Below are 24,626 nucleotides of genomic sequence, written 5' to 3'. Positions count from 1 at the left end.
GTTGATATCAGCATTCGCTGTATATCCACATTCAAGGCACTCGAATTGACTTTGTGACTGGCGATTTTCCTTTGCTGTATGACCACAGCAAGCGCACTTCTGACTGGTGTAGGCAGGGGGTATTGCCACTACCTGACCACCTCGCCAGAGCTGCTTGTACTCAAGCTGACGGCGCATTTCATACCAGCCCTGCTCCAGTATTGAGCGGTTTAAACCAGATTTAGCTTTTACGTTCCGTCCATGCCGTTCTGTCGTACCTTTTGCCGATTTAGACATGTTACTGACCTTTAAGTCCTCAATGACAATCATTGCATTGAGCAACAGGAAACACCTAGTTAGTTAAAAAACCGCGCCTTATATCCTCGACCTAAAGGACGGGGTTTTACGGTGCTTTGGATAAAATGAAATTATTCTGCCACTATCAATAATAATTTATTGAAAAATTCCGCTAAATTGCTCATTATTCCCAAGTCGGCATATGCCGTCTTTATAGAAGGTAAAACAAACTGTATGGAATGGATCGTAGATCCGACGATATGGGTAGGTCTTTCCACCCTTATTGTTCTCGAAATCGTACTTGGTATTGATAACCTTGTTTTTATTGCTATTCTAGCAGATAAACTCCCAGCAAAATTAAGAGATAAAGCACGTATCACAGGATTATTGTGTGCTCTTATTATGCGGATTGTACTGCTATTTAGTCTCTCTTGGCTTATCACCCTAACCAAACCTCTTATCACACTGTTTGATCATCCTTTCAGTGCCAGAGACTTAATCATGCTCCTCGGAGGGATATTCTTACTTTTCAAAGCCACAATGGAGCTTAATGAACGGCTAGAAGGTAAAGATCATAACGAGGGAAAACAACGTAAAACCACGAGTTTTTGGTCTGTTGTTGCGCAAATTATTGTACTAGATGCTGTATTCTCTCTAGACTCTGTTATCACTGCGGTAGGGATGGTTGACCATCTCGGCGTTATGATTGCTGCTGTAACTATTGCGATGTTCTTGATGATCCTCGCAAGTAAGCCATTAACCACATTTGTCAATAATCACCCAACTATTGTTATTTTATGTTTAAGCTTCTTATTGATGATTGGTTTTGCCTTAGTTGCAGAAGGGTTTGGCTATCCAATACCTAAAGGCTATTTATACGCTGCCATTGGTTTCTCTATTATGATAGAGATATTTAACCAACTCGCACAGTTTAACCGCCGACGCTTCTTATCAGCTTCTCGCTCTTTGCGTGAACGTACAGCGGAAGCGGTATTGCGCATTATTAATGGTAAACCAGAAGCCTCTGAACTTGACCCTCACACTTCTGATTTAGTTGCTAATACAGAAGAGGTGTTTGATCCTCAAGAGCGCCAAATGATTGTGCGCGTTCTGGGTTTAAGCCAGCGAAACGTCAATAGTATTATGACTTCACGCCATGATGTTGAATATGTTGATCTAAAAGCCACCCAAGATGATATTCGCCAATTACTAGAAGAAGATCCCCATTCTCGTCTCGTTATTACCGACGAAGAAAATAGCGACGAACCTATCGGCGTGGTAAATGTTATTCAATTATTAAATCAACAGTTACGTAATGAACCATTAGATTTGCGTTTATTAATTACACAACCCTTAATCTTCCCTGAGGGGTTATCACTATTACAGGCATTAGAACAATTCCGTAATGCTCATACTCACTTTGCCTTTGTGGTTGATGAGTTTGGCTCTGTCGAAGGCATTGTTACCTTAACCGATGTAATGGAAACCATCGCCGGTAATTTACCAGTAAGTACAGAGGAAAATGACTCTCGTCACGACTTAGTACAAAATGAAGATGGCTCATGGACTGTCAATGGTTTTACACCGCTGGAAGACTTAGTGCTTTATATTCCCATTAAGTTGGATGAAAAACGTGAGTATGAAACCTTGGCTGGCTTATTGATGGAACATTTACAACGCGTTCCTGCCGTCGGTGAAAAAGTGGTTATTGATGGTATTGAATTTGAACCATTAGATGTACACAATCACCGTATTAATAAAGTACGTATTGTTGAACCAACACCTGAAGACGAAGAAAACGTCGACGAAGCTTAATTTCTATTAAATAACCAAATATCCGTCTCTAAGGCGGATATTTTTTATCTGAAAATGATGCTTAATAAAAAAACGGGCTTTGTCTATGCATAACAAAGCCCGTAAATAGAATGAAAAATAAAGTAGATAAAGCTAACTTTATTTCAATAATTTATTGATGATCAACCTAATGTGCTGGGTACCAGTATTTCCGTTGCAACAATCACAATCACAAGCCCGACCAATACTGGTACAGAAACGCGTTTCATCACTTCAAAAGGTGAAATTTTTGCCATTCCTGATACAGCAACCACCACACCCGATACAGGTGATAAAGTCCGTCCTAAGTTTGATGCTTGTAACATCGGAATAGTTAAGTAAGCAGGATTCACACCCATATTACTTGCTAAGCGCGGAATTAATTCAACGAAAGCATAGAAAGGCGCATTCCCTGAGCCGGTTGTCATTGCCGCGAGCATGGTAATTAAGACTAATGCAATCATCATAACAATTGCCCCTGAGCCTAATGATTGTGCACCATCAATTAACGCGTGAATAAAGCCAACCGTTGTTAAACCTTGCGCAAAAACCCCTGCGGCAACTAATAACATTACCACTTGGGCAAATGCATCAGCCATACCACGGTAAGCAACTTCTAAACCGGCAAAAACTTCTTTAGCACTAAAGCTACGGATAAATTCAATAACCGCAGATAACATCATGCAAAGAATAATAATGGCAACAATATGAAGCTCTGGTAACCATTTACCATCAAAAACTAATACACCAATAATAGGTGTGAAAGGTAAAATCGCATAGAAATTAGGGGCGTGAGTTTTGATTTCGTTCACATCTAACATCTCTGTTTCGATATGCTCTTTACGATCAAGATAACGTTGCCAGAAAAAGTGAGCAATACACATCCCAAGAATTGCGGCAATAGAGATAGGCAGTGTTGTTTTAAACGCAAAATCAATAAGTGGCATTTCAGAAGCTTGTGCCGCTAAAATCACGTCACCAGAGGTTGGCGCTAAAATAATTGATGCAGGTGAAGCACAGATAGCTGCCGCCGCACCACGACTAATTCCCATATTGACCATCACTGGGAATAAGGTCGCCATCAATAACACACCAAGACCTGTTGCGGATGAAACAGCTAATGACATTAAACATGCAACAATATAAGCCGCTACCATTAAAAGATAAGGTGAGTTGATCATTTTTAATGGGCGTGAGGCAAGTTTCACGACCACGTCATTGGCACCAATATGAGTCATATAAGAAGCAAACCCACATAGCACCATGATCATCATCCCCAGATCACCACCACGGCTCATAAGTAGATTTTTTACATACTCAACAATATCGATTAAGCGATAACCGGTACTTGTGACACTGGCTGGTAATACTGATTTGCCCATAATCACACTGATGATAAGCAATAATAGCCCACCAGTAAGTAGCACACCTGTTGGCGAATATCCCTTAACAATGTAACGCCCAACACCCACAGCGACGAGGGCGCCGATAAGAATTTCAATCATGTATAGTTCCTGTCTACGATAGTTATTTATAAAATGAAGCTTTTTGTTTTTATCATCATTTTTTTGCATTTAGTGCAATGGACACACTCTGCCCAAAGGCAACGTTGCAGTGTATGACATATATCAAAAAAAACGACTATTTTTTTACATGTAAACAGTACGAATGAGTATTTTTTAGGCAAAAACTGAATTAAATGATAAACATAATGCACTATGAGCATAATTTAATCATTTTATCCATTTTCTGTTAACGGTGGTAGGGAACCGGGAACGGGGATAAGAAACGTAATGCAGCATCTGTGTTCCACAGATATTGTTTAATATAAGAGAAGAGATTATTAATCATAAATTAATAAAATCAATTTATTAGCCAAAAAACAAAACAAGGTGGAATAAAATTTTATTCCACCTTGTTAACAACTTTAAAAATTATATTTTTTTCAATAATTGATTAAGCGCTTTAACTTCGGGGCTATCATCTTGCTTATTTAACCAATTATCTATGGCCTGTTTTGCTTTTTGCTGTAATTGATCACGTAGTAATTTTTCAACGTTAAACTCATATTGGATAGCATTCCAATTACCATACAATCTTAATGGAATATCTATTTTGGCTAGTTGGCGAATAAATTCATTCTCTTTACCCCAACCTTTTTTGATATTAACCATCAGCATCACATCTAGATTATGACGTTGTAGATCTAATTGACCTTGCCCGCTGATCTGATAAGCACTTGCTTGAGCATCTAACTGATTTAACGTCACTCGGCCTTTAGGTGCTAGTTTAAACTGGGCAATCACACTATCGGCTTTGGTATAGTTCTCAATATCTTCAGGATAAACCACTTGATCGGTTGTTTGTGCAATAGATTGCTGGATCACTTGTGGAATATTTAATCCTAGCATTTTAAATTCGCTTAATGACGTATCCAGTGTACCCTGCCAACTATTAAGAAACGCGTTGCGATTATATCCGGCACCTTCTAGATGCCCTTTCGCAGAAATTAAACCGCTGAAATTTTCTGGCTGATCAAAGACGCGTAATAAAGGTTGCAAAGGGATATTATTCATTGTGACATTCATACTAATATGCGCTGGCACAATGCTAGTAGAAATCACCGTAGGCAGTGAGAAATTTCCGTTTAGGATCTGCCCTTCTAACCTATCAATATTTAATGATTTGGGGTTATTTAATGCGGTTAATTTAACATTGTTTATTTCTAATTCTTTATACAATAACTTATTGAGCGCTAAGTTTAAGCTAAATTCAATATCACCCCAGTGGGTTAAATCATACGCTTTGTTTTCAATTGTCGCGGAGGTAATAACCGGACGAGCCATAATAGTTGCATTGGGTGATGGTGCAGCCTGAGCATGGCTAAAGAATGAGAATGATCTCGACGGGGTATTTGCCAAGGTTAACGATGCCGTTTCAGATGAATTAGGCTGTGCTAACTCAGGTAATAGGGTATTTAAATTTAAAGTGTCCCCTGTTAATTCCACTTGATAGCGGTTCTTTTTAGCCAATTCAGCCGTGATGCTACCTTGTAGCTGACTCTCATTTGCCGTCATATTTAAATTATTTAAGGCAATAACATTTACACTATCATTTTTAATATTGAAATCTGAGGTTAAATTTCCGGAGATCCCTTGAGCCGGAAGCCCTATTCCCGATAATGCATAATCTAATTGAGCGATATTGCCACTGATTTGATATGGGTAGCCACTCATATCAGCATTAGCAACAACATTTAACATTAACTCGCGACGATCACGATTAATTTTGGTGCTCATCTCAAGGTTAATTTGTTTTTTGTCGTCCGTTTTTAATAATAAATTGATATCGCGTAAATTAAGTTGCTCTCCCCCTTTGGTTTGCCAAATAATCAAACTATCGGAGATCCTCACCTTAGCAATATTTAATTGCCAACGATTTGTTTTTGGCTCAATGATCGGACGAGTACTGTCTTCATTGGCAACAGAAGGCGGGGTTATTTTAGGTATTGCTTTACTCTCAGGCGTTTGTCTAACCACGGCGCCTTTTAGCATCACTTCTTTTACTTCCAACTGGTGGGAAAGTAATGGCCATAATTCCACATCAAGACGCATATTATCAGCAGTGATCAATGGTTGCTCAGCACCGGGAGCTGTTAATGACATTTTACCACTAATAATGCTGAGTTTTGGCCAGACATGCCAACGCATATCATCTTGTAAGGTTAATTTATAGCCACTTTGTTTTTCAACGCGTTCAACAAGATAACCACGAAAATCATTAGGGTTAATGAGCAAAACTAATGTCGTTAAGCCTGCCAAAATCACTACAAGCAAAATGGCGAGTGTTGTCAAAAACCTTTTCATATTGTTACCCGCTTAATAAAGTTGATAATAGTCGTTAATGAAAAATTAATCTTCGCTAATCCGACTTCCTACCGCACCTTGTTGATTTTTATATTTCGCATCTTGGCGACGATTGTAAGGCCTATCCGCAGAGCCTGACATAGGTTCAAAACTTAATGCGCCAATCACCATACCCGGTCTTAATGCTAATGGCAGTTTACCTGAATTAAAAAATTCTAATACGATGTGTCCATGCCAGCCCGGATCAATTCGGTGAGCCGTGACGTGTACCATTAATCCCAATCGCGCTAAAGATGAGCGTCCATCTAACCACCCTACTACATTATCCGGTAATGTGACAGACTCTAATGTAACCGCCAAGGCAAGCTCTCCGGGATGAAGATAAAACGCTTCGCCTTCTGGTAATACAATTTCATCACTCATCACCCGCTCAAGAGCCTCATTAACTTCATTTTTGGGGCCACTGAGGTCAATGTAAGCCGCAGTATGTCCTTGGAAAACACGAAACTGGTTACCCAAGCGAACATCCGCTGTTGCGCCGTTAATTCGCTCGACAGGCGGGCGGGGTTCAATGACTAATTTACCTTCATCAAGCCACTGAATAATATCACGGTCGCATAATCGCATTTTATTTCCCTTCTTCAAGTTAAACAGGCAGTTTCATGGTTAATCATGCATGAAAGCTGCCTACAAATGAACTCAATTATTCACAAAACTGTCCGATTTTTGCTTTCAAAATATCGATCGCAACACGGTTTTTTCCCCCTCTAGGCACAATAATATCGGCATATTGTTTAGAAGGCTCAATAAACTGGAAGAACATCGGACGAACAGTTTTATTATATTGTTCAATAACAGAATCTAGACTACGCCCACGTTCATTCACATCACGTTTAATTCTACGCATTAAACAGATATCTAATGGCGTATCGACAAAGATAGAAAAATCCATCTCTTCACGTAAGCGCTTATCTGTTAATAACAGAATACCTTCAATAATAATAACTTTTTTTGGTTTAAAATGAATGGTTTCTGATTTACGGGTGTGAGCGACATAATCATATTGAGGGAGTTCGATGGCGTTTCCGGCTTTTAGTTCACACAAGTGTTGGTATAAAAGTGCGTGATCCATCGAATTGGGGTGGTCGTAGTTAACTTTATATCGCTCTTCCATTGTTAAATCACTTTGGTCACGATAATAGCAATCTTCTGGTATCACACCGATATTATGATCACCTACTTGCGCTCTTAATTCACGGTAAAGTGTACTGGCAATAAGACTTTTACCTGAAGCAGAGGCTCCAGCGATACCTACAATTGTGCACTGATGTGCTGTGTCAGCCATAATAAAAAACCTGGTTTGAAATAAAAAAGAGGAATAACGTAATAATATGTAAATATTACGCTCGCGCAGATTATAGTTTTGAAATCCTTCTGGTTCCAGCGTAAAACCAAAAATCTCTTTGTTTTTTATCAAAAATAGTCGGATCTCAGCGGATAAAAAAAAGGAAGCCTAAAAGACTTCCCATAATAATCAATAGATTATTGTTTCACCGCTTATACCGCGCGGAAAGATATTTCCGTTGGAATAGCATCCCCATCCCAATACATTTGCGCAGAAACAGTTGAAGCAATTTCACGATAGATATCAGCGAACTCACCTTCAGGATCACGCATCACCGTCGGTTGTCCGCGATCTAAATCTTCACGTAAAGAGATATGCAGTGGAATTTGACCCAATAATTGGCAATGATATTTTTCGGCTAATTTCTCAGCACCACCAGTACCAAAAATAGGCTCAAGATGACCACAATTGCTACAAATATGTGCACTCATATTCTCAATAATACCTAATACGGGTACATTGACTTTTTTGAACATGACAATGCCTTTCATCGCATCCACCAGCGCAATATCTTGTGGTGTTGTAACAACAACGGCGCCAGTCACCGGAATATTTTGTGATAAGGTCAATTGAATATCACCCGTTCCTGGTGGCATATCGATCACAAGGTAGTCTAAATCAGGCCATAATGTATCTTGCAGCATTTGCATCAACGCTTTGCTTGCCATTGGACCACGCCATACCATGGCATTATCGTCTGTGACTAAATAACCGATAGAGTTAGATGCTAGACCATACGCCATAATAGGTGCCATATGTTGCCCATCTGGTGAAGTTGGGCGTTCCATGGTTGTACCTAACATATTAGGAATGGATGGACCATAAATATCCGCATCCAGAATACCAACTTTAGCCCCTTCTTGTGCTAGCGCTAAAGCAAGGTTTACCGCGGTACTGGATTTACCCACCCCGCCTTTACCTGAACTCACCGCCAGAATATTACGTACGCCATTAATACCCGGAAGATCGTTTGCACGACGTAGTGTGGCAATATTGTGTTTTAGCTTCCACTCAACAGCTTTGGCTCCCGTCATATTACGCAGCTCTGCCGTTTTTTCTTCAATCAGTTGTTGGAAAGGTTTTTTCCACACAAACGGCATCACTAATTCGATATGAAGGACATCATCAATCATCGCACACTGATGTAATGCTTTTAGGGAAAGCAGATTACGTTTCAATGTCGGGTGTTCAAAAGTAGACAAGACACCTGAAACTTTTTCTTTCAGAATCTCAGGGGTGGTCTGCTCGGGGGATTTATCACTCATCCCGGCTCCTCTCATTTTCGTTATTCATTAAATATCTGAGTGCACCTATCATATCAGATAGTCAATGACTACGATAATGCCTTACCTCAATTTGCCAAGCGAAATTTCTCTTGCAAAAACTCTATGATTGCCCTAGCGACATCATGACGGATAGGTTAACATCAAAGACCCTTTTTTTAATTTAATGGAAGTAAGATCCTTACTATGTCTCACGTCGCGAATAAATTATTGGTAACCTGCGCGTTACCTTATGCTAACGGTTCAATTCATCTCGGTCATATCCTTGAACACATTCAGGCTGATATCTGGGTCCGTTACCAACGAATGCGCGGCAAAGAAGTTCATTTCATCTGCGCTGATGATGCTCACGGCACGCCTATTATGCTGAAAGCTCAACAATTGGGTATTACCCCAGAAGCCATGATTGAAGAGATGAGCAAAGAGCATCAACAGGATTTTGCCGGTTTTAATATCAGCTACGATAATTATCACTCCACACACAGTGAAGAAAATCGTCAATTATCGACGAAAATTTATCTAGCCCTGAAAAAAAATGGTCATATTAAAAGTAAAACGATTTCTCAACTTTATGATGAAGAAAAAGGCATGTTCTTGCCTGATCGTTTTGTTAAAGGGACTTGCCCTAAGTGTAAAGCGCCCGATCAATATGGTGATAACTGTGAAGTATGTGGGTCAACTTATAGCCCGACAGAATTAATTAATCCTCGCTCTGTGGTATCGGGTTCAACGCCGGTAATGCGTGAAACCGAACACTATTTCTTTGATCTCCCAGCCTTTAGCAATATGTTGCAAGAGTGGATCCGCTCCGGTGCATTGCAAGAGCAAGTAGCCAATAAGATGCAAGAGTGGTTTGACAGCGGTCTGCAACAGTGGGATATCACCCGTGACGCCCCTTATTTCGGTTTTGAAATCCCTGATGCGCCGGGTAAATATTTCTATGTTTGGTTAGACGCCCCTATTGGTTATATGGGCTCATTCTTAAACCTATGTGAAAAGCGTGGTGATTTAAGCTTTGATGAGTTCTGGAACAAAGAGAGCAAAACTGACTTATACCATTTTATCGGTAAAGATATCGTTTATTTCCACAGCTTATTCTGGCCGGCAGTGTTAGAAGGTAGTGAATACCGTAAACCAACCAACCTATTTGTGCATGGCTATGTCACCGTCAATGGTGCGAAGATGTCAAAATCTCGCGGCACCTTTATTACGGCACGTGCCTATCTTGATCACTTTGATGCTGATTGCCTACGCTATTACTATGCGGCAAAACTTTCATCACGTATTGATGATATTGACCTAAACTTAGAAGACTTTGTACAGCGTGTAAACAGCGATATCGTCAACAAGGTGGTTAACCTCGCGTCCCGTACTGCGGGTTTTATCAGTAAACGCTTTGATGGCAAATTAGCGGCAAACCTTGATGATGCGAAGTTATATCAACATTTCGTCGATATGCAAGAAAGCATCGCACAATGTTTTGAAAACCGTGAATTTGGTAAAGCCATTCGTGAAATTATGGCATTAGCAGACGAAGCTAACCGCTATATTGATGAAAAAGCGCCTTGGGTGGTTGCTAAACAAGAAGGTAAAGAGGCTGAGTTGCAAGCTATTTGTACTATGGGAATTAACTTATTCCGTGTACTGATGACTTATTTAAAACCAATTCTACCTTCTTTAACAGAACGTTCAGAAGCCTTCTTACAAACTGAATTAACTTGGAATGCTCTGTCGCAACCGCTGTTAAACCATGAAATTACTAAATTTAAAGCATTGTTTAATCGTATTGAAATGGATAAAGCCAATGCAATGGTAGAAGCTTCAAAAAGTACCATTGCGCCAGTCAAAGAAATCACTGGCCCATTAGCAGACGCGCCTATTCAAGAAACCATTAAATTTGATGATTTTGCCAAAATTGATATGCGCATTGCTGAAATTAAACAGGCTGATTTCGTTGACGGCTCAGATAAGTTGCTAAAATTAATACTGGACTTAGGGGGAGAAACACGCCAAGTATTCTCCGGCATTCGTTCTGCATACCCTGATCCGAAAGTATTAGAAGGTCGCTTAACTGTTATGGTTGCAAACCTAGCACCTCGCAAAATGCGTTTTGGAATTTCAGAAGGTATGGTGATGGCCGCAGGCCCTGGTGGTGAAGATATTTTCTTACTTAGCCCAGATAGTGGGGCTAAACCGGGTCACCAAGTGAAATAAAAACTGACCTTTATTCAAAATGCAAATACAAAGCGGGGTTCTATAAAGAGCCCCGCTCTTTTTTTATTGTGATCCATAGCACACTTTGAAAATTGGTGTATGATAAATACGTCAGTTGATTTAGGACACATATCTATGAAATCTAAGCGGGTGCAGATCACAATCTGGCACTATATACGATCATTTTTTATACTTTATCTTTGTCTTTTTGCCGGTAATCTTATTTCAGCCTTATTACCTTTCGCGGTGCCGGGCAGTATTGTTGGACTACTTATTCTATTTGGTTTACTTGCCTTCCAGCTTATTCCATTACGTTGGGTAAAACCCGGTGGTAATATTTTACTGAAAAATATGTCATTACTCTTTATTCCTATCGGGGTGGGTGTAATGAACTATTATAATTTATTAAGCCAACAACTCTTTCCTATTGTTCTGGCCTGTGTTGTCAGTACCTTTGCGGTGATGGCGCTAGTCGCTTACTGCTCACATTACGTGCATCGTGAACGTCCTATTATCGGTGCTAAACCCGATAAAGTAGAGGATGTAGAATTAGCAGAACAACAAGACGACGACAGAGCGTTAAGTGAGAAGAAAAAATGTTAATATTAATGAATATTTGGTGGTCATTACCACTAACACTTATTATTTTCTACTTAGCACGTAAACTGGCGGCTCGATTTAAATGGCCTATTTTAAATCCGTTATTGATTGCTATTGTTGTTATTATTCCTATTTTATTAGTGACACACACCGCTTATGAGGATTATTTTGCCGGAAGTCGTATCCTTAACGACTTGTTGCAACCTGCTGTTGTTGCTTTAGCTATCCCTTTATATCAACAATTACACCAAATACGCGCACAATGGAAATCGTTAATTAGTATCTGCTTTATTGGTAGTATCGCCGCCATGGCTAGTGGTACAGCGATTGCGTTATGGGCTGGCGCTACTCCTGAAATTGCCGCCTCCATTTTGCCTAAATCGGTAACAACCCCTATCGCAATGGCTGTTGCGGATTCCATAGGTGGTATTCCTGCAATCAGTGCTGCATGTGTTATTGCAGTAGGTATTTTAGGTGCCATTTTTGGTCATACGCTATTTAAAATATTACGTATTCCAACTCACGCTTCTCGTGGTTTAGCGATGGGAACAGTCTCTCACGCAGTGGGTACCGCAAAAGCAGCTGAAATCGATTATATTGAAGGGGCATATAGTTCATTAGCATTAATGACTTGCGGTATTATTACTTCACTTACTGCACCCTTTATTTTTCCTTTTATTTTGCACCTTTTTAGCTAATTAGCTAAATCAAGAGAACACATAAAAAACCTTCGTTCAGAGCGAAGGTTTTTTATGCTAATGCTAAAATCAATTTACTATAAATTTGAGATGCATCTCCCAATTAATCATTCAGTTGCAATAGTTTCATTGAAAATATGATTTTAATCACATATAAGAATAGGTAAAGATGCCTAAAATCTTACAATAGCAGAAGATTAATGGGAGACACCTATATGCATACTCGTTTTCAGGCAATTTGGTCAGATTTATCCCCTCAATTACAACAAGCACTTACGCCTTATCTTGAGCAGGATGAATTTCCGGCAATGTTCACTGCAGAACAAGTTAATGCGTTAAAAACACAGTTACAATGTAATGATGATGAGTTAGCCCTCGCATTACTGCCTGTTGCAGCCGCTTGTGCTGTGACACCTATCTCTCATTTTAATGTGGGTGCCATTGCTCGTGGTGAAAGCGGCCACTTCTATTTTGGGGCAAATATGGAGTTTGCTGGCGCCCCATTACAACAAACAGTACACGCAGAGCAAAGTGCGGTTACACATGCTTGGTTACGCGGTGAGTCTCGTTTAGTTGCCATCACAGTTAACTATACCCCTTGTGGTCATTGTCGTCAGTTTATGAACGAACTAAATAGCGGCACTCATATTGCAATCCATCTCCCAGGCCGAAAAGTGGCAACCTTAGGTGACTACTTACCTGATAGCTTTGGCCCTAAAGATCTCAATATCACTACCCTACTGATGGATAAAGTTAATCACGGTTATCAAATAGATAACACTAGCCAACTAGCACAACAGGCACTACAAGCAATAAATCGTAGTCATGCCCCTTACAGCCATTCTCACAGTGGTATTGCTGTACAGATGAAAAGCGGCAAGATCTTTCAAGGCAGTTATGCTGAAAATGCCGCATTCAATCCTAGTATGCCACCATTACAAGCGGCACTTATTGCATTAAATATGGCGGGTGAAAATGTTATGGATATTGAGTCTGCAATATTAATTGAAAAAGCAGACAGCCTATTAACTCAGTGGGATGCCACACAAGCAACATTAACAGCTTTAGGTTGCCGCCAAATACAGCGTGTCACTTTGTAACATTTTTTAACTTATACCGTTAAATTGTCCTCATAAAAAAGCATCAGCATGTAAATTTTTGCTGATGCTTATCAGAAAAAGTCATAACAATTGTATCTATCTCTCATTTCTAAGCAGAAAAATCATAAAAAAATAACATAAGCTGTACATATTTTTATTATTTTGTAGGATCTACACTTGTCATGTGACTAACTGCCTTACAAGAGTATTTTTCATGGAACTGGAACACGAAAGTAAACGTCCTCTCTATATCCCGTATGCAGGCCCAATCCTGCTTGAATTTCCCCTGTTAAATAAAGGTAGTGCTTTTAGCGAAGAAGAGCGTAGCACCTTTAACCTTCATGGTTTACTGCCTGAGGCAGTAGAAACCATTGAAGAGCAGGTGGAACGTGCTTACCGTCAATATCTTGATTTTAAAAATGATAACGATAAACACATCTATTTAAGAAATATCCAAGATACCAATGAAACGCTATTTTATCGTCTGTTGGAATCTCACCTTACTGAAATGATGCCCATCATTTATACCCCCACAGTAGGTGAAGCTTGTGAGCACTTCTCTGATATTTACCGTCGTGCGCGTGGACTTTTTATCTCTTACCCTAACCGCGCCAATATTGATGATATGCTACAAAACGCCACCAAACAAAACGTAAAAGTGATTGTGGTCACAGATGGTGAGCGTATCCTTGGTTTAGGTGACCAAGGTATCGGTGGTATGGGTATTCCTATTGGTAAACTCTCTTTATATACCGCTTGTGGTGGAATAAGCCCCGCTTATACCTTACCCGTTGTACTGGATGTTGGCACCAATAATCCACAACGTTTAAATGACCCACTTTATATGGGCTGGCGCCATCCACGTATTACCGGAGATGAATATAACGAATTTGTCGATGAATTTATTCAAGCCGTTAAACGTCGTTGGCCAAATGTACTGCTGCAATTTGAAGATTTTGCACAAAAAAATGCCATGCCGTTATTAAATCGTTATCGTGATGAATTATGTTGCTTTAATGATGATATTCAAGGTACTGCCGCTGTGACATTAGGTAGTCTAATTGCGGCAAGTCGTGCTGCGGGGCGTCAATTAAAAGATCAAACTGTCGCTTTCTTAGGTGCAGGCTCAGCCGGTTGTGGTATTGCAGAGCAAATTATTGCACAAATGAAGTCTGAAGGACTAAGCGACGAACAAGCTCGTGCACGTATCTTTATGGTTGACCGTTTTGGTTTGTTAACGGATAAACTGCCAAACTTACTCGATTTCCAAAGCAAGCTTATTCAAAAAAGCGAAACGCTGGCCGATTGGCAAACAGAAACGGATGCAATTTCACTGTTAGAAGTGGTTAAAAATGCTAAGCCAACCATTCTGATTGGCGTTTCTGGTCAAGCAGGACTTTTCACTGAAGAGATTATTCGTGAAATGCATAAGCATTGTGAACGTCCTACCGTGATGCCTCTTTCTAACCCAACGTCTCGTGTTGAAGCGCGTCCTGAAGATATTATCAATTGGACTGATGGACAAGCTCTTGTTGCTACAGGAAGTCCATTTGCCCCAGTCACCTATAAAGAGAAAGTGTATCCTATTGCACAATGCAATAACTCATACATCTTCCCAGGTATTGGCCTTGGCGTTATTGCAAGTGGTGCAAAGCGTGTTACTGATGCCATGTTAATGGTTGCAAGCCGTGCGTTAGCCGATTGCTCGCCTATGGCAAAAGAAGGCGATGGCCCACTATTACCTTTATTAGCCGATATTCAACAAGTTTCACGTTATATTGCTAAACAAGTTGCCAAAGAAGCACAGGTGCAAGGTGTTGCAACGGTCACGTCTGATTCTGCTTTAGAAGAAGCGATTGAACGTAACTATTGGGAGCCTGAATACCGTATTTACAAGAGAACGTCATTCTAATTGAGTTAAAATCATTAGGTTTCATTCTGAAAAGCGCACTATTATCACTAATAGCGCGCTTTTTTCTTGCTTCCCAATTAGTGCTCAAGTAGCCTTTAACCTATTAGAAAACCCTGAGTCATTAAGGCAAGGATATGCTAAAGCGCCTCATTTATCTCTTTTTGACCCTTTTTATCTTAGTTGCGGTGGCATTAATTGCTTGTGATCGCTGGATAGGTGTAAAAACTAGCCCCTATATATTTGAAGATATAGATAAACTACCCGCCAAAAAAGTAGGCATGGTATTAGGTACTGCTAAATATTACACCACAGGCTATCTTAACCAATTTTATCAATATCGTATTCAAGGTGCTGTTAATGCCTATAACAGCGGCAAAGTGCAATATCTGTTACTCAGTGGAGATAATGCACAGCATAGCTATAATGAACCCAATACGATGCGTAAAGATTTAATTAAAGCAGGCATACCGGCATCGCGTATCGTTATGGATTTTGCTGGATTTAGAACTTTAGATTCGGTGGTACGCACAAAAGAAGTGTTTGGAACAGATGGCTTTACTATTATCACTCAGCGTTTCCATTGCGAACGAGCCGTCTTTATTGCCCTTGAAAAAGGCATTGATGCTCAGTGTTTTGCTGTTGCTTCGCCGAAGAGTATGTTTAAGGTGCGTGTACGTGAAGTTTTAGCCAGAGCAGGTGCGGTTGTCGATCTCTATATATTAAAACGCGAACCGCGTTTTCTAGGTCCACCAGAAGCAATACCTGCTGTACAAAATATTCCTGATGATATTAAGGGCTATCCGGCGGTTTCACCACAAGAGGTAGAAGCTTTGCCATTAAACAATGGCAAAAACAGTTAAAAGCGTTTTGCTAACCCTGTTGACGAGTGGCGCCACAGCCACTCGATTGGCCCTTGAGAAAAATAGCGTAACCACGTTACGGCAAAGATAATATTTATCACCCAAATAGCCATCACAAATAGCATAAGCTGCAATAAAGTAAATTGGTTAAATAACCCCATCCGCTGGAAAAGCGTCGTGCCAATAATACTCTGTAGTAAATAGGTGGTAAGCGCCATTTTCCCCACACAACGTAAAGCATAGGCGATAAAACTGTGTTGAATATAAGGCCATGCCCAATAGAGTAAAGCAATATAACCTAAGCTTTGAATAATTTGGATCACCATGGTGATAGGCTGAGCCACTACCGCAGACCACATATAATGCCAATCTAAATAATAATCGGTAATAACAAGCGTCCCTTGGAAAAGTAAACTTATGACTAAAAAACAAACCGCTATCAAACCATAATGAGACTGTGAATAGCGTCGTTGTAACCAACCGGATGCCATTAACGCCGCCCCCATTAACATGGCGCCAATTAAAAACCAACTATATTGACGAACTAAATTAAAAATAAAATCACTCAGTTCATCTAATCGCCAGTAGATACTATTTATATAGTTTCCGGTTTTCCAGTTAGTCTCTATCATGGCGGAATAGTCAGAGCTATACCAAACTATTTCAACAAAATCACGATAGTAATAAAATAAAAAAGCTAAAATAATCGCGCCAAATAAATAGAGCAGCAGCCCAAGGATAAATTGCCGCTTAATAGGTAATGCTTTAATAAAAAAGAGAACAAATAATCCGCAAATACTATAAGGAAATAAGATATCCCCTTCCCATAGTAATAGGGTATGAATAATACCGATTAATGCCAGAATAATTAGGCGAGAGACGTTCCAAGCAACAGAGCGTTGTGATAATAAATAAAGTGTTCCGCCAAATAGCAGCGCAAAAATAAACAGAAACTTTCCTTGGGTAAATAAATTTAATCCCATCCAAGTAAGTTTGTCCGCAAAAGTCGCCTCTCCTGAATGCATAGGATTAAATGAGGCAACTCTTAATAAGGCAAAACCTGAGATATTGAGTAATAAGATGCCAAGGATCGCTATTCCTCTCAACGCATCTAAAGCGTCGATGCGTTGACGTGAACTTTGTTCCATTTATTCATCTCAAAGATGGCGTACAGCACGCAAAAACTCTTGGCGAGTATTTTGGCTAGATTTAAATAGTCCACCTAATGAAGTTGTGGTGGTTGCACTGGTTGCATCACGAATGCCTCTTGCTTTTACACAATAGTGAACGGCATCAATAGAGACAGCAACGTTTTTCGTCCCCAATAGCGTTTGTAAGGCAATCAATATTTGTTGCGTTAAACGCTCTTGCACTTGAGGGCGTTGTGCGAAGAACTGCACAATACGGTTAATTTTTGATAAACCAATCACTTTATCTTTAGGAATATAAGCAACCGTTGCTTTACCATCAATAGTGACAAAATGGTGCTCACAAGTACTGGTTAATGTGATGTCACGAACAGTGACCATTTCATCAACCTGCATTTTATTTTCAATCAGGGTGATTTTAGGAAAGTTGTGATAATCCAAGCCTGAAAAAATTTCATCAACATACATTTTCGCAATGCGATGTGGCGTTTCCGCTAAACTGTCATCACTCAAATCTAGGTTTAACAATTTCATCACTTCCGTCATGTGATGTTTAATTTGTTGTTTACTCTCACTGGGTGAAAGTTTTGGCTCACGAAGAGGCGTTTCCAAACCACGCTCCACTAACGCGGCATGTACCCATTGCGCCTCTTTACTTAATGTTGATGACATTGGACTCTCCGATAAACACATTAATTAAGTCTCTGTTACCTAATTCAACGATAACCGTTACACTTTAGATGAGCTGAATCACATTATCCAGCAATACTGCATTTTTGGTTATGAAATTATTGCTTTTTTGTCATTTTTTATTGTTTTACCCTTTATTGTTTTCTTTCATACAAACCAAAATACCGCCGATGATCAATATCACAAAGGCGACATATAATGCCGGCTCTAGTCTTCCCGTTAACGCCGTTGAAAGGAAGGAAACCAGAGGCCCAACTAGCTGTCCAATAGCATAAAATGTTGTTAATAATCCTGCCATATAACGAGCATGATCAGGTGCCAACTCTTTACCACGTAAAAATGCCAATTGCACCGCACACATTAACCCTCCCCCCACTAAAAATGCGCCAATAGCAAGACCTGTAATTGTGGGTAGCCATTCGGCAATGATGATCCCCAGTGCTTGCAACCATAGTGTTATCGCCAATCGTAATTGTGTATTAAGGACATTACGTGTCAGTATCGCGATCCCAATACATAAAGCTGCGGAAGCACCAAAAATAGGCCAGACAAATTGAGCAACTAAGCTACCGGGAAAACGTTCCGTCGCCATTTGAGATAAAAAGGTTGCAGGTAAAATATAACCAAAGCCCGCAAAGGTATAACCCCAAATCAATTTTTTCATCGCCGGCGTTAAGATAAGTGGCTCTACTTTGACTTGCTCACGATTAATTGACCAAGGTTTGGGTAAATGATAGCTCACATAAATTGCACAAATAAATGCCAACACACCGTAAATCAACCAACCTGTTGTCGCACTCATCTGCCACTTGAGAATGAATACCGCAAGAAGGCCACTAATAAAGATCCCCGCCCCTGTTCCTGCATAGACTGCCACACTTAATGCCGGGCGATTTAAACGGGCTAATACTTCATTTGCCCACGAAGCAACAAGCACTAATGTCCAACCGCTTGCCCAACCAATAAAAAAACGGGCAATACTATGAGTTAAAGCATCATTAAGTACCGCACTAAGCAGTGTAATGATCACCGCTCCCCATAATCCCCCCCAAAGCCGATAGCCCACACCTTTAGTTGCTTTCATCGCATCATATGAACCAGCTAAATATCCTAGATAATTAAATGCAGCAACAATACTGGCACTGGTTAATGTCAGTTGTGTGTCCGCAATCATTAGCGGTACTTGAGGCGTAAAAGTAAAACGCCCTATCCCCATAGCAACAACTAAAGCAAGGAAACCACTAAAAGCGATATGAAAGGCTTGTGCTGAATGGCTTGGGTGGGTTGAGGTATTCATAAGGCTCCATTGTATTGATGTTATTTATTACATTTAAAATACAACAATATTATTAACACATTAACTAACAGTTTTGTTTTAAATAGTTAACATTTTATGTTGAGTAATATTTTCTTTTTTTGCTGATGAGATGATCGCTAACATGATGTGCTTCATCGTGATAGATTAGTATCATGAAATAAAACAGAACATTTCGATAGATTTTGGAGTATACAATGAGTCAATGTCAGGTTAGCGGTTTGTTATCCCTTGATGAGGCGCTAGAAAAATTACTTGAAAAACCGGTGGCAATCACAGATACCCTTAGTATCCCTTTGCATAAGGCAGCAGGTTATATCTTAAGTGAGCACATCACTTCACCACTCAATGTACCTCCTTTCGATAATTCTGCCATGGATGGTTACGGTGTACGTTATACGGATCTAAACACTCAATCTCCTTTACCTATTGCAGGCAAAGCGTTTGCTGGAGTCCCTTTTGAAGGTGAATTACCACAAGGACAATGTGTTCGTATCATGACCGGAGCCATGATACCCGCAGGTGTCGATACCGTTATTATGCAAGAAGAAACACAAGTGACTGACAACGGTATTCTTTTTCCACATCCGGCCAAGCTTGGACAAAATATTCGTCGTATTGGTGAGGATATAAAACAAAACGATATCGTCTTAGCCGCAGGAACAAAACTTTCTACAGCACAGTTACCTCTTATTGCTTCACTCGGTATTGCCAATATTAATGTTTACCGCAAATTAAAAGTGGCCGTATTTTCAACGGGTGATGAGTTGCAAACTATTGGCCAACCATTAAAAGCGGGGCAAATCTATGATACTAACCGCTTTGCCGTACGCTTAATGTTGGAAAAATTAGATTGTGATGTGCTTGATTTAGGCGTTATTCCAGATTCGCCAGAAAAACTGCGAGAAACTTTTAAAACCGCTGATGCACAAGCGGATTTAGTGATTAGCAGTGGCGGAGTTTCTGTGGGTGAAGCGGACTATACTAAACAAATTTTAGATGAAATAGGCGAAATTGGTTTTTGGAAATTAGCCATTAAGCCAGGTAAACCTTTTGCTTTTGGTCGCTTACATAATGCTTGGTTCTGCGGATTACCGGGTAATCCTGTCTCAGCAACAGTGACATTCTACCAATTAGTACAGCCTTTAATTGCCCGTTTATCTGGTTTTAGTCAGTGGCGATCACCACAGCGTTTCCATGCTAAAACCTGTTCACCATTAAAAAAATCTGCCGGTCGTCTGGATTTCCAACGCGGTATCGCCAGTATTAATGAAAATGGTGAATGGCAAGTAACAACATCGGGACATCAAGGCTCTCACGTATATAGCTCCTTTAGTGTGGCAAACTGTTTTATCGTCTTAGAGCGAGAGCGTGGTAAAGTTGCAGCGGGTGAAACCGTCACTATTGAGCTATTTAATCCTCTGCTAAAAAGCGAATAGTGTTTATGAGTATAGAATTAACCGATGAAGAAACGCTGCGTTATAATCGCCAAATTGTGTTAAGAGGCTTTGATTTTGACGGTCAAGAAGCACTGAAAAGTGCTTCTGTATTAATTGTCGGTGTTGGGGGATTAGGCTGTAGTGTATCGCAATATCTCACTGCCGCAGGTGTTGGCAAACTGACACTATTAGATTTTGATACCGTTTCACTGTCCAATCTTCAACGCCAGATCCTGCATCGCGATAGCACCATTGGTCAGCCGAAAGTTTTATCAGCTAAAACAACATTAAACGCGATTAATCCCCATGTACAGATAGATACGGTTGATGCACTACTTGAAGATAAAGCACTGGCTGAATTAATCAGCCAACATCATCTGATAATGGATTGCACAGATAATGTCACTATCCGCGAACAACTAAATCGACTGTGTTTTGTGCAGAAAAAACCCTTAGTATCTGGTGCAGCCATTCGTATGGAAGGCCAAATTAGCGTCTTTACCTATCAAGATGATGAACCTTGCTATCGCTGTTTAAGTCATCTTTTTGGTGATAATGCACTCACTTGTGTTGAAGCGGGTATTATGGCCCCTGTTGTGGGTACTATTGGCACTTTACAGGCCATTGAAGCCATCAAATTACTCACTGGTTATGGTGAAACTTTACATGGCAAAGTATTAATATTTGACGCTATGCGGATGCAATTTCGTGAATTTAAGTTACCTAAAAATCCACACTGTGATGTATGTGCGGCTAATTTGCCCGATAATTGACCCCTTCTAATATTTTAATAGGGTAAGTAGCTATCGGTTCTGCTTACCTTATTCTCTTCCATATAGTGGTATTCTATGCGGTTTATCCTATTATTTTCGCCCGTTGATAAAACAGTTAGTTAAATCAATGTAACACGCAGGTAGTATTAAGCGTCATTTAATTCTAATATGACCGCCCGCATCAAAACTTCATAGGATGCCCAATCAGTACCGAAAATTAGCCATCATCGCCAAAAAAGCTATACAAGGTAGAAGAATGACATTTCAAATTGCAGACACACTCTATTATAACGGCCTAATCTATACCGCTGATAATAGTAACAATTTCGTCGAAGCTATCGCTATTTCCCAAGGCATTATTATTGCTACAGGCACAAAATCGAATTTACTTGCTTACTGTAATGAAAAAACACAGCATATCGATTTACAGAAGAAAATGGTGATGCCCGGCATTATTGATGCTCATATGCATCCATTTTGGGGGGGAGCCACATTAGCAGGTTGTCACCTTGATTATCTCTCCTTAACAATCGATGAAATTCTATCGCGTATCCAACGCTATCTTGATGCTGATCCCATCGATAGTGATACAGCTTGGTTGAAAGTGTCAGCATGGTATCGTGAAGGGATGCAACCGGAAGGGATACAAATGACGCGTTATCACCTTGATAGCTTAAATACGTCTCGCCCTATCTTACTTTTTTCTAGTGATTGTCATAGCGTATTAGCAAATTCCCGCGCACTAGAATTATTAAATATTACGGCTGAAACCCCCGATCCCCCTGATGGCAATATTGAACGTGATGGTGATAGAACACCTATTGGTATTCTTGAAGATGCGCCAGCTATGCAGGCTATTGATAGCCTACCGCCTTTAACGGCAGAGCAAAATCTACAAATCGCACGCCATGTACAAAAGTTGCTCAATCAACAAGGGGTAACGACTATCATGGATGCACGTGTTGGTGAGCCACAATTACGTGCCTTTAATACCTTGCGAGAAGCGGGTGAATTAACGGTTCGTGTTGAGAATGCGGTTGAAATTACCCCTGATGATGTGGCTGATATTGCAGCTATTCCTCATGCTGTACAACAAGCAATAACACGATTCTCTCACTGGCATCAAATCAGCCAAGGCGCGCAACCCAGTGTCGCTATTCGCCATATTAAGCTTTTTCTTGATGGTGTATTACAAGCGCCGATTATGACAGCCCGTTTACACACCCCTTATCGTATTAATGTCGGTACGGATGAAACGCCTCATTGGCAAGATTCAGAGCATGTTGGCGATCTCTATTTTTCACCTGAAATCTTGACGCCATTAGTCACTGAGATTAGCCGTGCAGGTTATCATCCTCATATTCATACCGTAGCTGAGGGGGCTATTAGTGTCGCACTTGACGCCATTAGTGAAATGCGCAAAGCCTTGCCAGAAAAAGATATTCGCCCCGGCCTTGCGCATAACGAATTAATGTGTGAAAAAGATTATGCGCGCTTTGCCCAATTAAATACCTACCCTTTTCTCTCCTTTCAATGGGCTGGCGTAGAGCAACATAATATTGATAAAGATCTTGAAATGTTAGGCAAAGCACGTTGCCAATATCTAGAAACCGCCGGTAAATTTATTGATGCGGGAGTGACTGTCGCATTTGGCAGTGATTGGCCGATTGATCCATTAAATGAGTGGTATGACTTTAAAGTTGCCATGACTCGACAAAAAGATCCCTCTCAGCCACGTTTAGATAATGATCGCAATCTCACCTTAATCGAAGTATTACGAGCTGCCACCATCAATGCCGCTTATGCACTAGATATGGATAAACAGATTGGTTCATTAGAAGTAGGAAAATTCGCCGATTTTATTGTCTTAGATAGAAACTTGTTTGAAATATCGGCAGAAGATATTGAAAATGTCAGGGTATTGTGTACGATAATTGCGGGGAAACCCACAATTTAGCTGAATAACATAATTAATAAACCCGCACTCAGCGGGTTTATTTTTGCCATGATTAAGCGAAACTTACAAAGCAATACCCATCACGGTACTGACTTCTTTTAACCCTTCTCGCTGATAAAAACGTTTAGCATCGGCATTTTCAGCCAATACTGAAAGCTCTAGGTGGGTCATTTTTTGTTGTTTTGCCCACGCCTTCATGGCATTTAGCAACAATGCCCCTGCCCCTTGTCCACGAACAGAAGGGTCAACAACAATATCAAAAATATAGGCATATTTACGCTGTACTAAACAGTTAAATAGCGGTGTCTCTTGTATTTGGGCAATAGTAAAACCGACAATTTTCTGTTCTAACTCAGCCACTAACAGATGAAATTTATCATTTTTAATGCCATTAATAATAAATGCTTCATCTTGTTTACCCGGTTTTAATCTTTCTGGCTGTAATTTCGCCATCTCAGCAAATAAATAGCCATACAGGGTATTAATCTGCTCAACATCAGAAAGTACAGCTTTTCTTATGGTTATCATGCTCTACCTTTATTTATCGTAGGTTTTAATCGAAGGGGCAATATAACTTTCAAATTTATCTAATAACTGAATAGGTGATTGCTCAACAATCGCCATATGACGATATTTTTCATGTAAGAATTTTTCATCTACCATTTTATCTATCATAGCCAGTAATGGCTGATAAAAATCATTAATATTAAATATACCTAATGGCTTTTGATGAAGGCCTATTTGGCTCCAAGTAAACACTTCACTGAACTCTTCTAATGTGCCAAAACCCCCCGGCAGTGCCACAAAGCCGTCCGCGAGTTCAATCATTTTACTTTTACGTTGGTGCATAGTTTCAACGACATGGAGTTCTGTCAGATTTTTATGTGAGATTTCACGCCCTTCTAATAGCGTTGGGATCACACCAATAACTTTACCCCCTTCCTGTAAAACGGTATCCGCGAGCGTGCCCATAATTCCTACACTGGCACCACCATAAACTAAAGTGATATTACGTTTAACCAGCTCTTTAGCAAAAAGAATCGCTTGTTGTTTATAAATTGGTGAAGCGCCTAAACTTGAACCACAATACACGGCAATAGACTTTATTTTATTCATTTTTAATTCTCTTTAGCTAGTTAAAACGAGTGAAAAATTATACTGAACTCCTCAGTTATAAAAAAGGTCAAAAAAAATTATTTTATCGCTTTTATAATATATCTCTCTGTTTGTTTTATTAATAATACACATTTAATTTGA

At 40.0% G+C, this 24,626-nt stretch carries 20 protein-coding genes and 1 pseudogene; 10 read left to right on the top strand and 11 right to left on the bottom strand.

Annotation, left to right across the window (positions count from 1 at the left end; translation table 11 throughout):
* Positions 1-315, bottom strand: a pseudogene (locus tag AACU98_RS06445) (RNA-guided endonuclease InsQ/TnpB family protein); the annotation flags it as partial.
* A 195-nt stretch (positions 316-510) separates the two neighbouring features.
* Here AACU98_RS06445 and AACU98_RS06440 point away from each other — a divergent pair.
* The gene (locus AACU98_RS06440) at positions 511-2,091 is read left to right on the top strand and encodes a TerC family protein (RefSeq protein WP_004247594.1); all 1,581 of its coding nucleotides are present in this window, start codon (positions 511-513) and stop codon (positions 2,089-2,091) included.
* Between the two features lie 161 nt (positions 2,092-2,252).
* Here the strand turns inward: AACU98_RS06440 and dcuC are convergent, their stop codons facing one another.
* The 5 genes from dcuC to apbC all read right to left on the bottom strand — a co-directional run bounded on the left by dcuC (position 2,253) and on the right by apbC (position 8,645).
* Complete coding sequence (gene dcuC, locus AACU98_RS06435) at positions 2,253-3,614, bottom strand: anaerobic C4-dicarboxylate transporter DcuC (protein ID WP_004247593.1); 1,362 nt, start codon at positions 3,612-3,614, stop codon at positions 2,253-2,255.
* 429 nt (positions 3,615-4,043) lie between these two features.
* Positions 4,044-5,975 (bottom strand): outer membrane assembly protein AsmA, encoded by a 1,932-nt coding sequence (asmA, locus tag AACU98_RS06430; protein ID WP_004247592.1) that lies wholly within the window; start codon positions 5,973-5,975, stop codon positions 4,044-4,046.
* Positions 5,976-6,020: 45 nt separating this feature from the next.
* Positions 6,021-6,602 carry a dCTP deaminase gene (dcd, locus tag AACU98_RS06425; protein WP_004244515.1) on the bottom strand — a complete coding sequence of 194 codons (582 nt, stop codon included), beginning with the start codon at positions 6,600-6,602 and terminating at the stop codon, positions 6,021-6,023.
* 76 nt (positions 6,603-6,678) lie between these two features.
* Positions 6,679-7,320, bottom strand: a complete 642-nt coding sequence (gene udk, locus AACU98_RS06420; RefSeq protein ID WP_004247591.1) for a uridine kinase — start codon at positions 7,318-7,320, stop codon at positions 6,679-6,681.
* Between the two features lie 212 nt (positions 7,321-7,532).
* A complete protein-coding gene (gene apbC, locus AACU98_RS06415; RefSeq protein WP_004247590.1) occupies positions 7,533-8,645 on the bottom strand; it encodes an iron-sulfur cluster carrier protein ApbC in 1,113 nt (370 codons plus the stop codon).
* Positions 8,646-8,849: 204 nt separating this feature from the next.
* On the opposite strand from apbC, the gene metG reads away from it, so the two are divergent.
* The 6 genes from metG (at position 8,850) to sanA (ending at position 16,047) form a co-directional block, all read left to right on the top strand.
* On the top strand, positions 8,850-10,877 hold the full coding sequence (gene metG, locus AACU98_RS06410) for a methionine--tRNA ligase (protein ID WP_004252094.1): 2,028 nt from the start codon (positions 8,850-8,852) through the stop codon (positions 10,875-10,877).
* Positions 10,878-11,012: 135 nt separating this feature from the next.
* Positions 11,013-11,480 (top strand): CidA/LrgA family protein, encoded by a 468-nt coding sequence (locus tag AACU98_RS06405; protein ID WP_004247588.1) that lies wholly within the window; start codon positions 11,013-11,015, stop codon positions 11,478-11,480.
* Positions 11,474-12,175, top strand: coding sequence for a CidB/LrgB family autolysis modulator (locus AACU98_RS06400; RefSeq protein ID WP_202611360.1), 702 nt, complete (start codon positions 11,474-11,476; stop codon positions 12,173-12,175). Before AACU98_RS06405 ends, AACU98_RS06400 begins: the two co-directional genes overlap by 7 nt.
* Positions 12,176-12,390: 215 nt before the next feature.
* Positions 12,391-13,275 (top strand): cytidine deaminase, encoded by an 885-nt coding sequence (gene cdd, locus AACU98_RS06395; RefSeq protein ID WP_004247586.1) that lies wholly within the window; start codon positions 12,391-12,393, stop codon positions 13,273-13,275.
* A gap of 214 nt (positions 13,276-13,489) precedes the next feature.
* Positions 13,490-15,187, top strand: coding sequence for an NAD-dependent malic enzyme (locus tag AACU98_RS06390; protein WP_004244507.1), 1,698 nt, complete (start codon positions 13,490-13,492; stop codon positions 15,185-15,187).
* Positions 15,188-15,321: 134 nt separating this feature from the next.
* Positions 15,322-16,047 (top strand): outer membrane permeability protein SanA, encoded by a 726-nt coding sequence (gene sanA / locus AACU98_RS06385; protein WP_004244506.1) that lies wholly within the window; start codon positions 15,322-15,324, stop codon positions 16,045-16,047.
* On the opposite strand, the gene yeiB is transcribed toward sanA, so the two are convergent.
* The 3 genes from yeiB to AACU98_RS06370 all read right to left on the bottom strand — a co-directional run bounded on the left by yeiB (position 16,044) and on the right by AACU98_RS06370 (position 19,182).
* Positions 16,044-17,195 carry a DUF418 domain-containing protein YeiB gene (yeiB, locus tag AACU98_RS06380; protein ID WP_049198738.1) on the bottom strand — a complete coding sequence of 384 codons (1,152 nt, stop codon included), beginning with the start codon at positions 17,193-17,195 and terminating at the stop codon, positions 16,044-16,046. The two genes, sanA and yeiB, sit on opposite strands and share 4 nt — an antisense overlap.
* A gap of 9 nt (positions 17,196-17,204) precedes the next feature.
* The gene (gene folE, locus AACU98_RS06375; protein WP_004244504.1) at positions 17,205-17,867 is read right to left on the bottom strand and encodes a GTP cyclohydrolase I FolE; all 663 of its coding nucleotides are present in this window, start codon (positions 17,865-17,867) and stop codon (positions 17,205-17,207) included.
* 145 nt (positions 17,868-18,012) lie between these two features.
* Positions 18,013-19,182, bottom strand: a complete 1,170-nt coding sequence (locus tag AACU98_RS06370; RefSeq protein ID WP_004244503.1) for a YbfB/YjiJ family MFS transporter — start codon at positions 19,180-19,182, stop codon at positions 18,013-18,015.
* A 215-nt stretch (positions 19,183-19,397) separates the two neighbouring features.
* Here AACU98_RS06370 and moeA point away from each other — a divergent pair, with 215 nt between their 5' ends.
* From moeA to AACU98_RS06355, 3 genes are all read left to right on the top strand, one after another.
* Positions 19,398-20,639 carry a molybdopterin molybdotransferase MoeA gene (gene moeA / locus AACU98_RS06365; RefSeq protein ID WP_004244502.1) on the top strand — a complete coding sequence of 414 codons (1,242 nt, stop codon included), beginning with the start codon at positions 19,398-19,400 and terminating at the stop codon, positions 20,637-20,639.
* Between the two features lie 5 nt (positions 20,640-20,644).
* Positions 20,645-21,412 (top strand): molybdopterin-synthase adenylyltransferase MoeB, encoded by a 768-nt coding sequence (gene moeB, locus AACU98_RS06360; protein ID WP_004247582.1) that lies wholly within the window; start codon positions 20,645-20,647, stop codon positions 21,410-21,412.
* Between the two features lie 256 nt (positions 21,413-21,668).
* Positions 21,669-23,369, top strand: a complete 1,701-nt coding sequence (locus AACU98_RS06355; protein ID WP_202611359.1) for an amidohydrolase — start codon at positions 21,669-21,671, stop codon at positions 23,367-23,369.
* 63 nt (positions 23,370-23,432) lie between these two features.
* On the opposite strand, the gene AACU98_RS06350 is transcribed toward AACU98_RS06355, so the two are convergent.
* Positions 23,433-23,897, bottom strand: a complete 465-nt coding sequence (locus tag AACU98_RS06350; protein ID WP_004244499.1) for a GNAT family N-acetyltransferase — start codon at positions 23,895-23,897, stop codon at positions 23,433-23,435.
* Positions 23,898-23,906: 9 nt separating this feature from the next.
* A complete protein-coding gene (locus AACU98_RS06345; RefSeq protein WP_004244498.1) occupies positions 23,907-24,485 on the bottom strand; it encodes an LOG family protein in 579 nt (192 codons plus the stop codon).
* Between the last annotated feature and the right edge of the window lie 141 nt (positions 24,486-24,626).

Source organism: Proteus sp. G4380 (assembly GCF_963885725.1).
GTDB classification, from domain to species: domain Bacteria; phylum Pseudomonadota; class Gammaproteobacteria; order Enterobacterales; family Enterobacteriaceae; genus Proteus; species Proteus mirabilis.
The sequence above is the reverse complement of the archived record's forward strand: the minus strand, read 5'-3'. Positions and strand labels throughout refer to the sequence as shown.

Excerpts from the sequence above, each read along its gene's own strand:
- apbC (WP_004247590.1), bottom strand. The coding sequence starts at position 8,645 with ATGAGTGATAAATCCCCCGAGCAGACCACCCCTGAGATTCTGAAAGAA.
- dcuC (WP_004247593.1), bottom strand. The coding sequence starts at position 3,614 with ATGATTGAAATTCTTATCGGCGCCCTCGTCGCTGTGGGTGTTGGGCGT.
- AACU98_RS06355 (WP_202611359.1), top strand. The coding sequence starts at position 21,669 with ATGACATTTCAAATTGCAGACACACTCTATTATAACGGCCTAATCTAT.
- udk (WP_004247591.1), bottom strand. The coding sequence starts at position 7,320 with ATGGCTGACACAGCACATCAGTGCACAATTGTAGGTATCGCTGGAGCC.
- metG (WP_004252094.1), top strand. The coding sequence starts at position 8,850 with ATGTCTCACGTCGCGAATAAATTATTGGTAACCTGCGCGTTACCTTAT.
- asmA (WP_004247592.1), bottom strand. The coding sequence starts at position 5,975 with ATGAAAAGGTTTTTGACAACACTCGCCATTTTGCTTGTAGTGATTTTG.
- AACU98_RS06400 (WP_202611360.1), top strand. The coding sequence starts at position 11,474 with ATGTTAATATTAATGAATATTTGGTGGTCATTACCACTAACACTTATT.
- dcd (WP_004244515.1), bottom strand. The coding sequence starts at position 6,602 with ATGCGATTATGCGACCGTGATATTATTCAGTGGCTTGATGAAGGTAAA.
- cdd (WP_004247586.1), top strand. The coding sequence starts at position 12,391 with ATGCATACTCGTTTTCAGGCAATTTGGTCAGATTTATCCCCTCAATTA.
- moeA (WP_004244502.1), top strand. The coding sequence starts at position 19,398 with ATGAGTCAATGTCAGGTTAGCGGTTTGTTATCCCTTGATGAGGCGCTA.
- AACU98_RS06405 (WP_004247588.1), top strand. The coding sequence starts at position 11,013 with ATGAAATCTAAGCGGGTGCAGATCACAATCTGGCACTATATACGATCA.
- folE (WP_004244504.1), bottom strand. The coding sequence starts at position 17,867 with ATGTCATCAACATTAAGTAAAGAGGCGCAATGGGTACATGCCGCGTTA.
- sanA (WP_004244506.1), top strand. The coding sequence starts at position 15,322 with ATGCTAAAGCGCCTCATTTATCTCTTTTTGACCCTTTTTATCTTAGTT.
- yeiB (WP_049198738.1), bottom strand. The coding sequence starts at position 17,195 with ATGGAACAAAGTTCACGTCAACGCATCGACGCTTTAGATGCGTTGAGA.
- AACU98_RS06350 (WP_004244499.1), bottom strand. The coding sequence starts at position 23,897 with ATGATAACCATAAGAAAAGCTGTACTTTCTGATGTTGAGCAGATTAAT.
- AACU98_RS06390 (WP_004244507.1), top strand. The coding sequence starts at position 13,490 with ATGGAACTGGAACACGAAAGTAAACGTCCTCTCTATATCCCGTATGCA.
- AACU98_RS06345 (WP_004244498.1), bottom strand. The coding sequence starts at position 24,485 with ATGAATAAAATAAAGTCTATTGCCGTGTATTGTGGTTCAAGTTTAGGC.
- AACU98_RS06440 (WP_004247594.1), top strand. The coding sequence starts at position 511 with ATGGAATGGATCGTAGATCCGACGATATGGGTAGGTCTTTCCACCCTT.
- AACU98_RS06370 (WP_004244503.1), bottom strand. The coding sequence starts at position 19,182 with ATGAATACCTCAACCCACCCAAGCCATTCAGCACAAGCCTTTCATATC.
- moeB (WP_004247582.1), top strand. The coding sequence starts at position 20,645 with ATGAGTATAGAATTAACCGATGAAGAAACGCTGCGTTATAATCGCCAA.